General features: G+C 69.2%; 8 protein-coding genes. 5 read left to right on the top strand and 3 right to left on the bottom strand.

Features of this window, described 5'->3' with window-relative positions:
- Window positions 1–171: ATP-binding protein (locus BM145_RS05735; RefSeq protein WP_177200096.1), on the top strand; the 171-nt coding region annotated here is incomplete at its 5' end.
- Window positions 172–276: 105 nt separating this feature from the next.
- Here the strand turns inward: BM145_RS05735 and BM145_RS05730 are convergent.
- Complete coding sequence (locus tag BM145_RS05730) at window positions 277–1,923, bottom strand: DUF6537 domain-containing protein (protein WP_218149621.1); 1,647 nt, start codon at window positions 1,921–1,923, stop codon at window positions 277–279.
- An 81-nt stretch (window positions 1,924–2,004) separates the two neighbouring features.
- On the opposite strand from BM145_RS05730, the gene BM145_RS05725 reads away from it, so the two are divergent.
- Window positions 2,005–2,727, top strand: coding sequence for an IS6 family transposase (locus tag BM145_RS05725; protein ID WP_093332449.1), 723 nt, complete (start codon window positions 2,005–2,007; stop codon window positions 2,725–2,727).
- Here the strand turns inward: BM145_RS05725 and BM145_RS05720 are convergent.
- Both BM145_RS05720 and BM145_RS05715 read right to left on the bottom strand, forming a co-directional pair.
- The gene (locus BM145_RS05720; protein WP_093332387.1) at window positions 2,724–3,635 is read right to left on the bottom strand and encodes a lipase family protein; all 912 of its coding nucleotides are present in this window, start codon (window positions 3,633–3,635) and stop codon (window positions 2,724–2,726) included. The two genes, BM145_RS05725 and BM145_RS05720, sit on opposite strands and share 4 nt — an antisense overlap.
- A 329-nt stretch (window positions 3,636–3,964) precedes the next feature.
- Window positions 3,965–6,532, bottom strand: a complete 2,568-nt coding sequence (locus BM145_RS05715; RefSeq protein ID WP_093332384.1) for a FecR domain-containing protein — start codon at window positions 6,530–6,532, stop codon at window positions 3,965–3,967.
- Between the two features lie 214 nt (window positions 6,533–6,746).
- On the opposite strand from BM145_RS05715, the gene BM145_RS05710 reads away from it, so the two are divergent.
- The 3 genes from BM145_RS05710 to BM145_RS05700 all read left to right on the top strand — a co-directional run bounded on the left by BM145_RS05710 (window position 6,747) and on the right by BM145_RS05700 (window position 13,041).
- Window positions 6,747–8,363, top strand: coding sequence for a ShlB/FhaC/HecB family hemolysin secretion/activation protein (locus BM145_RS05710; RefSeq protein ID WP_093332383.1), 1,617 nt, complete (start codon window positions 6,747–6,749; stop codon window positions 8,361–8,363).
- Window positions 8,363–10,663 (top strand): putative bifunctional diguanylate cyclase/phosphodiesterase, encoded by a 2,301-nt coding sequence (locus tag BM145_RS05705; RefSeq protein ID WP_093332382.1) that lies wholly within the window; start codon window positions 8,363–8,365, stop codon window positions 10,661–10,663. Before BM145_RS05710 ends, BM145_RS05705 begins: the two co-directional genes overlap by 1 nt.
- Before the next feature lie 137 nt (window positions 10,664–10,800).
- Window positions 10,801–13,041 (top strand): TonB-dependent receptor, encoded by a 2,241-nt coding sequence (locus BM145_RS05700; protein ID WP_093332381.1) that lies wholly within the window; start codon window positions 10,801–10,803, stop codon window positions 13,039–13,041.
- The last annotated feature ends 5 nt before the right edge of the window (window positions 13,042–13,046 follow it).

Here is a 13,046-nt window from a genome sequence, read left to right as displayed (position 1 = left end):
AAGCTCTACGAACGCACCTCTGTCATCGTCACGACGAACCTGGCCTTTGGCGAGTGGCCCACCGTCTTCGGCGACCCCAAGATGACCACCGCGCTGCTCGACCGCATCACACACCATTGCGACATCGTCGAGACCGGCAACGACAGCTGGCGCTTCAAGCATCGCAGCTGACGCCCGGGGCCACCGGCAGAAGACGCTTCGCGCTGGTTGCGCCTCCGGTCGGGCTACGCCCGCCCTACGTCGCAACCAGCGCGAACGGCGGGCGCGCCATACCCGTCACACCGCTCGACGAAGGGGGTCCCTTTTGGACGCCGATAGGGGGTCCTTTTTGGACGCCGATTGACAGTTCGCCGGCGTGAGCGTCGCGCAGACCATACGCATCTGCTCTTCGTAGTGGTCGATGAGGCCACGTTCCATCCGCCGCTCAGCCGTTCGGCCGAATGGATCAAGCGCGGTTCCTCGCAGCCCCTTCATGCGCGCCAGCACCTGGAACACGGATCCCATCCAGGAGCCGAACTCCCGCTTCAGGAGATGGCCCGTCGCCGGATCGCGGCGGGAGAAGAGCGGCGGCGCCAGGTTGTACCGGATCTTGGCGCCGTCCTCGAAGGTGGCGGCGAGCTGCGCCCGCATCGCCGGGTCCGAGTGAAGGCGGGCGACCTCGTACTCGTCCTTATAGGCCATCAGCTTGGCGAGGTTGCGCGCCACCATGACGGAGAGCCCCGTTTCGCCGGGCGTCACCCGGGCCTCCACGGCACTTACCTCATCGACGAGCCGACGGTAGCGTTCGGCGTACGCCGCATTCTGATACTTGGTCAGCAAAGCGGTACGATGCGCCACGATGTCGCTTAGTTCGGTGAGCGGCTTGAACTCTGGCGGACGCGTCGTCACCGCCGCCGCCTCTACCTTGCCGGGATCGACTACCTGCAGGCGGCCAAGGGCGAACGCCGCCTTGTTGAACGGCACCGAGACCGCGTTGAGTTCGACTGCTCGCTCAATAGCCGCGGCCGATACCGGCAGCAGTCCCAGCTGGCTCGCGTAGCCAAGCATGAACAGGTTGGCCGCGATCGTGTCACCAAGAAGCGCGAGGCCTAAGCCCGTCGCATCCACCGCATGCACCTCCCGCGACTGGTCGGCGATGCGTTTGAGCAGCAGCCGCTTGTCGATGTTCAGGTCAGGATTGCGCTGAAACGCTGGCGTGGGAGTGATGCGGCCGTTCACGACCGACCGCGTCCTAGCGGGGTCAAAGGTGATGCCCGGCTCCTTTGCCAGAGCCGCGACCGCATCAAAGGCGAGCGCCACGTCGGCGTCACCGACACCCAGCTTCTGCGCGCCGAGCGCGCCTGTCTCGTTGGCGATGCGCACGTGGCTGAAGACGGCACCATTCTTCTGGCTGAGGCCGGTCATGTCGAAGACCGAGCACGCCTTGCCTTCCAGGTGCGCCGCCATCGCGAGCAGCGCGCCAATCGTCACCACGCCGGTGCCGCCAATACCAGAGACCATGAGATTGTACTCGCCATCGAACCGAGCGACCTCCGGATCGGGGAGCACCAGATTTCCCTCGCTCGCCAGGGCCGACTTCCTCGGCTTGCGCGGCTCTGCGTCGAGAACGGTGACAAAGCTGGGGCAGAACCCCTTCACGCAGCTGAAGTCCTTGTTGCAGTTCGACTGGTCGATCTGGCGCTTGCGACCCATCTCGGTCTCGAGCGGCCATACGCTGACGCAGTTCGACTTGACCGAGCAGTCGCCGCAGCCCTCACAAACGTCGGGATTGATGAACATCCGTTTGGCCGGGTCTGGAAACTTGCCGCGTTTGCGCCGCCGACGCTTCTCCGCGGCACAAGTCTGCTCGTAGATGAGCACCGTCGTGCCTTTTACGTCCTGCAGACGGCGCTGCACGGTATCCAGTTCGTCGCGATGGAGCACCTCGACGCCAGTGCCGAGACCACTGTCGGGCGCTGTCAGACTAACGTGACAGTGGCGTAACGGGATTGATACGATCCCTGCGTGCCCCGCAAATCTAGAGCCAAACCACCCTCCCCTTTTCGCCGCTTCAACTCGTCGCCTGAGGTGATCCGGCTGGTGGTGCTCATGTACGTACGCTTCCCGCTGTCGCTGCGGAACGTTGAAGACCTGCTGTTCGAGCGTGGCATCGACATCTGTCACGAGACGGTGCGGCTCTGGTGGAACAGGTTCGGGCCGATGTTCGCAGGCGAGGTACGCAGCAGACGGGTAAGCCGCATGCGCGGCTTTCGCCACTGGCGATGGCATCTGGACGAAATGTACGTGAAGCTGAACGGCGACATGGTCTACCTGTGGCGAGCGGTGGATCACGAAGGCGAGGTGCTCGAGAGCTACGTCACCAGCACGCGCGACAAGGGCGCAGCACTCCGGTTCATGAAGAAGGCGCTGAAGCGCCACGGCTCACCAGAGGCAATCACGACTGACGGTCTCCGCAGCTACCGTGCTGCGATGAACGATCTCGGCAACGCCGAAAAGCAGGAGGTCGGCCGCTGGGCGAACAACCGGGTGGAGAACAGCCACCTGCCGTTCCGACGACGAGAACGGGCGATGCTCCGGTTCAGGCAGATGAAGACGCTACAAAAGTTCGCCTCCGTCCACGCCAACGTCCACAACCACTTCAGCCTGGAGCGCCACCTCACCGATCGACAAACCTACCGGGAACGACGCTCCGCCGCGCTGGCGGAGTGGCAGGTGCTCGCCAGCTAGGCCACTGCCCTCAAAGACCCAAGTGCATCATGTGGAGAGCGGTTCGCGTTAGACTGACAGCACCCCGGGAGGTAGTTATTGATGCCGATCCGCACGACGCCGTTCAGAAGAACCGGGTCGTTGGCGGCGGTAAAATCCACCATGCGCGTGGCGGCCTGTACCGGATCAACGCCGAAATGCGCCGCGGCGGACGCCAGCCAGTTGGGCGCGCCAAAGCCGAGAAAGTCGGCCCGCGCGTCGGTCGCAATCGCGCCGTGCGTCGCCAGGGCATAAGCGAGGACGTACTGTGTGTAGCCCGTTCCTAGCGAGTGTCCGGTCACATGGATGCGCGCGTTGGCGTAGCGGGTGTCGTTCAGCAATTGCTCGTAGAGGCGGGTCGCCCGGGCGGCCTCGTCCAGCGGAATGCCGGCGAGGATCGATTCACCCTGGACGGCGTCGATGCCCTGCGCTCCCGCGAAAGCCAGGATGACGTCGGTGACCCTGCCGTTCGCGTCCACCTTGTCGACGATGCCAGCGAAGAAGTCGCCATCGTTCGTGCGATCGATCCGCGCGTTGGTATAGCCGCCGCCAAGCATGATGGGCGTCCGCAGCAGCTGCCAGTAGGTGCCGAACCATAGGCGATCCTGCAACGTGGTATGGCTCGGCAGGCCACACCCGGCCGCGCCGGGGGCGGGATTGATCGCGCCGCTTGAGGACGTTGGCGAGGTACATCCGGACGCCGTCGGCATGCTGGCAGCCGCGACGGGCGGGACGCCGGACACGTACACGGCGCCGCTTACGACCGCGATCGGCGGGGCGTTCACGTCCACGCTCAGGCCGCTGGACAGGCCGCCGGACAGGCCGAGCGTCGCGGCCAAAGCCGCTCCTGCTCCAGCAAAGATCAGCGCCGACAGCGATGCCTTCTTCATACCCGCCTCCTTCAACCCCAGACCCGCGCGTCGTCCTGAGGCAGCTGAGGGAGGCGGCGCTGCTTGCCAAATGCGCCATCGCTCCAACAGCCGCCAGCGCGACGCGGGCAGGCTGCACATGATAGGAGCAGATCGACAAGTAATTTCGCTGTGCCGAGTAGATGGCATGAAGGCGACCCCAAGCTCCGGCGTAGTACCACCCCGCACGAGGCGATGACGCACAAGCGCTTCCGCCGCATCGCTACGCTACGACAAGATGATCCCCGCCGTCACGGGCATCGCCCCTCTCGCAGGCGCCGTGATCTCGTTACGCTGGATGCAGACGCGACCTACTTGCCGCCGCCTAGCAGCCCGCCGACGAGGTTGCCGACACCGGCACCGACGGCGCCGATCGTCGTTCCGACCTTCTTGAGCAGGTCGTCCGCGGACTTCGCCGAAGCCTTGGCGGCATCGTCAGCGGCTTTCTGAGCGTCTTTGGCGGCCTGCTCCTGCGCCTTAGCGGCGTCAGCCGCCGCCTTGGCGGCTTCCTTCTCGGCCTCCTTGGCGGCTTTCTCCGCCTCCTTGGCAGCCTTTTCGGCCTCGTGATCCGACGCGGCCTTGGCAGCGTCGCGCGCGGCCTTCTCCGTCGCCGCCTGGGCCGCGTCGCGCGCGGCTTTGTCCGCAGCATCGCGTGCGGCTCGCTCGGCATCCTTGGTCGCCTGAACAGCGCGGTCGGCTGCAAGCTTGTCGGCGTCCCGCATCGCCTTGTCAGCGGCGGCCTGCTCGGCGGCGCGGTTCGCTTTGGCGACCTCGTCGGCGGCATCGCTGGCGGCCTTGCCGCCGCCTAGCAGCCCGCCGACACCGGTACCGATCGTCGTTCCGACCTTCTTGAGCAGGTCGTCCGCGGACTTCGCTGAAGCCTTGGCAGCATCGTCGGCGGCCTTCTGAGCGTCTTTGGCGACCTGCTCCTGGGCTTTCGCCGCTTCGACCGCCGCCTTGGCGGCTTCCTTCTCGGCCTCCTTGGCGGCTTTCTCCGCCTCCTTGGCGGCCTTGTCGTTGCCGGCTCGGGCGGCCGCATCGGCTGCCTTCTGCGCCTCCTTGGCAGCCTTCTCGGCCTCGTGATCCGACGCGGCCTTGGCGGCGTCGCGCGCAGCCTTCTCCGTCGCCGCCTCGGCCGCGTCCCGCGCGGCTTTGTCGGCGTCCTTGGCCGCCTTGTCGGCGTCCTTGGCGGCCTTGTCCGCCTGCTTGGCCGCGTCGGCGGCGACCTTGTCGGCGGTGTCGCGCGCGGCGCGCTCGGCATCCTTGCTCGCCTGGGCAGCGCGGTCGGCCGCGAGCTTGTCGGCGTCGCGCATCGCCTTGTCGACGGCAGCCTGCTCGGCGGCGCGGTTCGCCTTGGCGACCTCGTCGGCGGCAGCGGCGGCGGCGCGCGCGGCCTGCTCCGCCGCCGCGTGCGCGGCGGCATCGTTGGCGGCGGCGGCCTGCGCGGCGGCCTGAGCCGCGGCACGTGCCGCGGCGTCGGCGGCCGCCTGCGCGGCGACCTTCTGCGCGTCCTGCTGGAGCCGCGTCGCCTCGGCGGCAGCGGCGGCGTCGGCGGCGCGACGCGCATCCTCCTGCGCCTTGGCCGCCATCGCCGCCGCCGCGGTCGCCGCCTCCTCGGCGCTACGATCGGCGGCCGCCTGGCGCGCGGCGTCGGCGAGCTGCGCCGCAGCGGCGGCGTCCGCCTGCGCCTTGGCCTGCGCGGCATCCTTCGCCGCACGATCGGCATCCGCGCGCGCGGCAGCGTCGGCGGCCGCCGCGGCGGCCTTGGCCGCAGTCTCGGCGTTGGCGGCCGTCGTGGCGCGCGCGGCGGCGGCCTGTTCCTGCTCGGCCTGCGCCCGCGCGGCATCCTCGGCCGACTTGGCAGCGGCCGCGGCGGCCACGGCGGCGGCGGCGTCCGCCTCCGCCTTGGCCTGCGCGGCGGTGGCGGCGGCGGCAGCGGTCTTCTCGGCCTCCGCTGCGGTCGACGCCTGGTCCGCGCGCGCTGCCGTCACGTCGGCGGCGGCTTCGACGATCTTGACCGTGGTGACCGACGCCTCGGTCGCGTTGCGCGTCGCCGCCGCTACACTGGCGAGCGCCACGCCGGCGGCACTCCCGCCGATCGTTCCCTGGACCATCCCGCCCGTCGTGTCCTGGAGCAGCGCGGGCGAAGCGTAGACCGGCTCGGCCAGCGCGGCGACGACGACGGGGGCGGGTGCCGTCCCCGTCTCGGCCGACGCGACCTCGGAGGTTTGCGGATCGGCGGGCGTCGTCGCCGCCACCGTCGCTGCCGGCGCGGCCTCCACCGCCGGCTCCGCGGGCGCGTTGGGAGAGGTGATGATCTTGCGGACACCGTCGCGCTCGACCTCCATCCGCGCGCGATTACCCGCCGAGACGAGTGCGATCGCGCCCGGCGTAATCAGGTCGCGCGCGCCGCCGTCGACGGTCGCCACCTCGACCGCGCCCTCGAGAACCTGGAGCGAGGTGCCGCGCTCGGCGACGTTGACGCTGAAGGTCGTGCCCTTCACCACTGCGGCGAGGTACGGCGTCTGCACCTCGAAATGCGGCGTCATCTTCTTTTTGATCATGAAGACGACGTTGCCGAACTCCTCGACGATCCGCGTTATCCCGCTCGATGCCTCGGCGGCGGCGGGCAGGCGAAGGCGCGAATTGGGCGCGACCATCATGAACTCGGTGCCGCGGACCAGCACGGCGCGCCCGCCCTTGCCCGTGGTCACGGTTTCGCCCGGCGCGATCGCCCCGCCCCGCGCCGCGACCGTGGTCAGCCCGCCGCGTGACACCTGCACGGAACCAGACGCCTCGCTGATCGTCCAGCCTTGCGGCCCTGCGAGCGCCGCCGTCGAGCACGACGCTGCAAACAGGGCAAGGATCCGCTTCCGCATCACAGTCTCCGATGCCGGGCGAATGTACCCGACTGCGGAGCGATAGAAACGCAGCCGTTTCGAACATATTAGGCCGGATGGTTACCGTGCTGTTCGCCCTTCGATGCCGGTAACCATTTCACAAGGGGCGCAAGTCTAAGCACGATCCCGACTTATCGGGGCATTCATGCGCGCTTATCACTACCTATCGTCGGCTACTCTCGGCGCCGTTGCCATGTCGCTGGCATCGCCCGCGGGCGCGCAGGTCATTCTGGATCGCGCCGACCCGACGATCACCGAGCAGGCATTGCCGCGCCCCAATCTGGAGCGTCCCGAGGTCGCCCGTCCCAGCCAGGTCGCGGTCGACGATGCGGTGGTCGCCGGCGATGCCACCCGCACCGCCATGGTTACGGCGGTCACCGTGGCGGGTGTGGACGGCGTCGACGCGTCCGCCTACGCCGCCGTGATCGCGCCCGTCGTCGGACGCGAGCTCGACCGCGCCGAACTCGGCAGGTTCGCCACCGCGATCGCCGGCGTCGTTCGCGCGCGCGGCTATCCCTTCGCCACCGCCTCGATCGGCGCGCAAGCGATGACGGGCGGCGTACTCCGCGTCACCGTCGATCCGGGCAAGATCGACGCGGTGCGCGTGATCGGCGCCCGCAACACCGCGGCCGACGCGATCCTGGTCCGCGCACTCACGGGCGGGCGCCCCGTGACGCAAGCGGCGCTCGAACGCGCGCTGCTCCTCGTCGGCGATCTGCCCGGCGTTCGGGTCAAGGAGACGCGCTACGCCGTCCAGGACGGCTTCGGCATCCTCCTCGTCACGATCGATCAGGACCGCGCCAGCGCCTACGCGCAGGTCGACAACCGCGGCAGCGACGAGGTCGGCCCGGTCCGCTCGACGGTGCTCGGCAGCCTCCGCAACCTCGCGGGCGACGGTGACGAGCTCGGACTGATCGTCGCGCAGACGCCGCTGCAACCGAGCGAGTTCGCCTTCGTCCGCGCGCGCTACAGCGCGCCCGTCGACGCGGGCGGCGCGGTGCTGTCGGTCTCCGGATCACTCGGCCGCTCCAATCCCGGCGCGGCGCTGCGCGCGCTCGACGTGGTCGGCGACAGCGGCGACCTCGCCGTCACCTACGCACGCCCGCTCCATCGCCGCCGCAGCGCCAGCCTGTGGGCGGGGGCCGAGTTCCGTGTCGTCTCGGTGGAGCAGACGCTGTCCGGGCAGCTGCTCCGCCGCGACCGGCTGGCGACGTTGACCGGGTCGCTCAGTGGCCTGTCGACCCTCGCGGGCGGCGTCTTCCACGGCGAGCTGTCGACCGCGGTCGGGCTGCCCTTCGCCGGCGCAACGCGCGAGGGCGACCCGCGCATCTCGCGTCCCGACGGCGACGGTCACTTCGTCACCGGCACCTTCCAGGTCGACTGGACGGCGCGGATCACCAAGTCGGTGAGCATCGTCCTCGCCTCCGCCGGCCAGCTCGCCTCGCGCCCGCTGCTCGCCACGGCCGAGATCGGTCTCGGCGGCCCCGGCTTCGGCCGCGCCTACGACTATGCCGAGCGGACCGGCGACATCGGCATCATGGGCTCGGCCGAGCTGCGCGCCGACACCGGCGGCATCCTGCGCGGGGTGATCGACCGTACCCAGTTCTACGGCTTCGTCGACGGCGGCACGGTGGACAATCTGCGCGACGGCTTCGGCGGCGGCACGCTCGCCTCGACGGGCGTCGGCCTGCGCGCGGGCACCGGCAAGCTCGACGGGATGGTGGAGATCGCGCTGCCGCTCAACCAGGACCGTTTCGACACCGGCGACCGCCGCCCGCGTATCTCGCTGCGCGTGTCGCGCACCTTCTGATGAGGCGCATCGCGTTCCGCCCCGCCGGTCGCGCGCTCGTCGTCGCGCTCGCGCTCTTCACCGCGGCGCTGCTCGGCCTTACCGGCCTGGGCGAGCGGATCGACCGATCGCTCGACCCCTGGCGCGCCGCCGCGTCGGTCCACGCGCCCAGCGGCCGGCTGCTGGTGGTCGAGATGGACGCCACCAGCGTCGCGGAGATCCGCCGCTGGCCGTGGCCGCGCGAGCATTACGCCGCGGTCATCGACCGGCTGCGCCGCGCCGGCGCCGCCTCGATCACCTTCGACGTCGATCTATCGACGCCCTCGACCAGGGCCGGCGACGCCGCGATGGCGCGCGCGCTCGCCCGCACCGACGGCATCGTCGCGCTGCCGACCTTCGCGCAGGCGGCGGGGACAAGGGCGGGGGACACCCGCCGGATCGACGCGCTGCCGCTCCCCGCCTTCCGCCCGCACGTCGCGCTCGCCTCGGTCAGCATGCAGCCCGACACCGACGGCATCGTCCGCCGCGCGCCGCTCGGCACGGTTACCGCCGACACCCCGCGTCCGTCCTTGTCGGCGTACATCGCCCACCGCTCGGGCGCCGCCGACCAGTTCTTCCCGCTCGACGCCGGCATCGATCACCGCCTCCTCCCGCGCCTCAGCTTCGTCGCGGTGGAGCACGGCCGCTTCGATCCCGCCGTCGTTCGCGGTCGCGACGTGCTGATCGGCGCCACCGCGATCGAGATGGGCGACCGCTACGCCATCCCGCACTGGGGCGTCGTCCCAGGCGTCATCGTCCAGGCGCTCGCGGTCGAGAGCCTCTTCCCCGGCGTGCCGACCGAGGGCGACGCGACGCTCGCGGTGCTCCTCGCGCTCCTCCTTGCCGCGCCGGTCCTGCTCCTCCGCTCGCCGCGGGGGGCGGCGGTCGCCGCCATTGCCGCGCCGATCGCGCTGTTCGCCGCCGCGGTGTGGGCGCGCGGCGCGCTGCTCACCGCTTACCCGCTCGGTTCTGCGCTCGGGTTCCTCGTCGTGGTGGCGATCGGTCGCGCCGCGCTCCACCTTCGCGCCCGTTTCGAGCGCCAGCGCTGCTTCGACGAGGCGACCGGGCTTCCCAATCGGGCCGCGCTCGTCCGCGATCTCGATCAGCATTCGCCGGTCCCGCTCCTCGCCGCGACACTCGGCAATTACGACGCGCTGCTCACCCTGCTCGGCCAGCGCGCGGGCGACGACCTCGTGCTGCGCATCGCCGATCGTCTCCGCCTCGCCGGCGGTGGCACCGTCTACCGCCTCGGCGACCGCCGCCTCGCGGTCGAACTCGCCACCGCCGCCGACGATTGGGACGAGTATTTCGCCAGCCTCCGCGCCGTCCTCACCCAGCCGGTCGAACTCCTCGGCCGCCGCACCGACGCCGCCGTTCACCTCGGCCTGTCGGGCGCCGACGGGGCCGTCCACGATCGCCTGGTCGAGGCGTGCCGCGCCGCCGACGAGGCGGCCGCCACCGGCACCTTCTGGCGCCACGGCAGCGTCGACGCCGAGGCGCTCGAGCGCCGCCTCGTTTTGATGGGCGAGCTCGACCACGCGATCGCCGCCGGCCAGATCGAGGTCCACTACCAACCCAAACTCTCGCTCCACGACGACCGCATCTCCAGCGTGGAGGCGCTGGTCCGCTGGCGCCACCCGGAGCGCGGCATGGTCCGGCCCGACCTGTTCATCCCGCTTGCCGAACAATCCGACCGTATCGCGACGCTCACCCTCTTCGTCCTCGAGCAGGTCATCACCGACCTCGCGCGCTGGCGGAGCGGCGGGCTCGACCTCACCGCCGCGGTTAATCTGTCCGCGATGCTGATCGCCGAACCCGATTTCGCCGCCGCCGTTGACCGCATCCTCAATCGCCGCCTCGTTCCTCCCGCCACGCTGATCTTCGAGGTCACCGAATCGGCGACCCTTGCCGACCCGCTTCAGGCCGCCGCCAACCTCGGCCGTTACCGCCAACGCGGGATCGCGGTGTCGATGGACGATTACGGCACCGGCCAGTCGACGCTCACCTACCTGCGCCAGCTGCCCTTGTCGGAACTCAAGATCGACCGCAGCTTCGTGCAGCACGCGCATGTGAATCGATCCGACGGGCTGATGGTCCGCTCGACCATCGAACTCGCGCACGACCTCGGGCTCAAGGTCGTCGCCGAGGGGATCGAGGACGAGGGCTGTCTCGCCTTTCTGCGCGACGCCGGCTGCGACATGGCGCAGGGCTATCTCATCGGTCGGCCGCTGCCCGCATCCGACCTCGTCGCCATGCTCCGCGGTCGCGCCCTCGCCGCGTAACCGGGCCACACCGGCAGGCAGTCCACCGGTAGACGAGGTTCGCTCACTCGCGAGATAATTAATCTTGCAAAGCCGTGGTCGTTGAGGCACGAATCGTGCCGCAGCGCCGAAGAGCGCCGAGAACATTGGAGGGGTTTATGCGGCTTCGTTCGTGCTGGATCGGTGTGTCTGCTGTCGCGCTGTGGAGCGCCGGGGGTGCCGCCGCGCAGACCCCGCCCGCCGATCCGGGCGCCTCGACCGAGCAGGCCGAGAGCTCCGCGCCCGAGCAGGGCGAGATCATCGTCACCGCCCGCCGCCGCAACGAGAATCTCCAGACCACGCCGCTGTCCGGATCGGTGCTGTCGGGCACCGACCTCGCCAACAAGGGCGTCGCCAACGTCGACGCGCTCCAGTTCGCCTCGCCCAGCATCGTGGTCAACAATTTCGGCCAGGGCATCGACTTCAACGTCCGCGGCATCGGCAAGGGCGAGCACAACACCCAGACCGCCACCGGCGTCATCACCTATCGCGACGGCGTGCCGACCTTTCCGGGCTATTTCCAGCAGGAACCCTATTACGACGTCGCCAACATCCAGGTGCTGCGCGGGCCGCAGGGCACGATCGTCGGCCAGAACGCGACCGGCGGCGCGGTGTTCGTCAACAGCAACGATCCAATCATCGGCGGCGGCTACAAGGGCTACGTCCAGGCGAGCGTCGGCAATTACTCGGAACTGGGTGCCCAGGGCGCGGTCAACATTCCGGTGAACGACACGCTGGCCGCGCGCGCCGCGATCTACGGCCTGCGCCGCGACGGTTTCTACGACATCACCGGGCCGAACGGCACCGATTATACCGGCAACAACGGCGACCAGCGCCACCTGGCGGGCCGGTTCAGCCTGCTGTGGAAACCGACGTCGCAGCTGTCGATCCTGTCAAAGACCGACGTCGATTATCTCGACATGGGCGCCTACGTCGCCAGCCCGTACCAGAACTACCGCCCGGTCGGCGTGCCCGCGCTGACGCAGTATAGCGACCTGTTCGACGTGTCGCTGAACGCGCCGCAGGAGGCGCGCGACAAGTTCTGGCGCACGATCCTGCGCATCAACTACGAGTTCGACGGCGGCCTGCAATTGCGCTCGGTCAGCGGCTATTCCTGGGGCAATACCAAGTACCGCGCCGACCTGGACGGCACCGCGCGGCTGACGCCCGCCACCGCCGACCGGACGTTCTTCGACAGTGTCGACGAGCGCCAGTTCTCGCAGGAACTGACGCTGATCTCCCCCGATACGTCGCGGGTCAGCTACCTGGCAGGCGTGTTCGGCATCTGGAACAAATATGAATTCCTGTCGCCGTTCCAGTTCGTCAGCGACAATTCCTCGGCTCCCGGCCCCGCCAGCGAGTACCGGTTGCAGGGCACCAATCCCAACCGCTCGCTCGCCGCGTTCGGCCAGCTCGGCTTCGCGATCACGCCGGCCTTGAAGGCGGAAGTCGGCGGTCGCTACACCGCCAGCCGCAGCATCAACGACATCCAGATCTTGCAGTTCGGCACGCCGCTGAACGCCGATCAGAAGACGACCTCCGACAATTTCTCCTACAAGGCGTCGCTCGGCTGGGAGGCGAACAGGAACCATTACCTGTACGCCTTCGTCGCGACGGGCTTCAAACCGGGCGGGCTCAATCCGCCCGTCGGCATCCCGGCGCCGGACTTCTTCCGCGAAGAGACCGTCACCTCCTACGAGGCGGGGTGGAAGGGCAGCTTCGCCAATCGCCGCATCCGCACCACGATCAGCGGCTTCTACAATTCCTACGACGATTTCCAGGTCATCATCGCCAATCCGGCGCTGCCGGTGTTCGGGCTGCAGATCAACGTGCCCGGCACCACCAAGATCTACGGCTTCGAGGCGGAGGTGCAGGCGCAGTTCGGGCGGCTCAACCTCGATGCCGGCATCAACGTGCTGCACAGCGAGATCGGCCGCTTCTTCGCGGTCGACCAGCGCGGCACGCTGAGCCTGACGCCGTGCGATCCGACCACCGGTCCCGCCTCCGCGACGTGCCGCAACCTGACCGGCAACGACCAGACCTACGCGCCCAATTTCACCTTCAACGCCGGCGCGTCGTACGAGATCGACCTGGGCGGCGGCGCGACGCTGACCCCGCGGGCGAATTTCGGCCATGTCGGCAAGCAGTGGGCGACGCTGTTCGCCAATCCCACCCGCGGCGACCGGCTGGAGGACCGCAACATCCTCAACGCGCAGATCGCCTTCACCAAGGGTAGCGTGACGGTGACGGGCTATGCCAACAACCTGACCAACCAGCATTATCCCGGCGCGCTTAACAGCAACCTCTACTTCGCGGGACCGCCGCGGCAGTACGGGGTCAAGCTGCTCAAGGCGTTCTGACGGCC

This window comes from Sphingomonas rubra, assembly GCF_900115745.1.
GTDB classification, from domain to species: Bacteria; Pseudomonadota; Alphaproteobacteria; order Sphingomonadales; family Sphingomonadaceae; genus Sphingomonas; species Sphingomonas rubra.
The sequence above is the reverse complement of the archived record's forward strand: the minus strand, read 5'-3'. Positions and strand labels throughout refer to the sequence as shown.

Excerpts from the sequence above, each read along its gene's own strand:
- BM145_RS05715 (WP_093332384.1), bottom strand. The coding sequence starts at position 6,532 with ATGCGGAAGCGGATCCTTGCCCTGTTTGCAGCGTCGTGCTCGACGGCG.
- BM145_RS05720 (WP_093332387.1), bottom strand. The coding sequence starts at position 3,635 with ATGAAGAAGGCATCGCTGTCGGCGCTGATCTTTGCTGGAGCAGGAGCG.
- BM145_RS05710 (WP_093332383.1), top strand. The coding sequence starts at position 6,747 with ATGTCGCTGGCATCGCCCGCGGGCGCGCAGGTCATTCTGGATCGCGCC.
- BM145_RS05700 (WP_093332381.1), top strand. The coding sequence starts at position 10,801 with ATGCGGCTTCGTTCGTGCTGGATCGGTGTGTCTGCTGTCGCGCTGTGG.
- BM145_RS05705 (WP_093332382.1), top strand. The coding sequence starts at position 8,363 with ATGAGGCGCATCGCGTTCCGCCCCGCCGGTCGCGCGCTCGTCGTCGCG.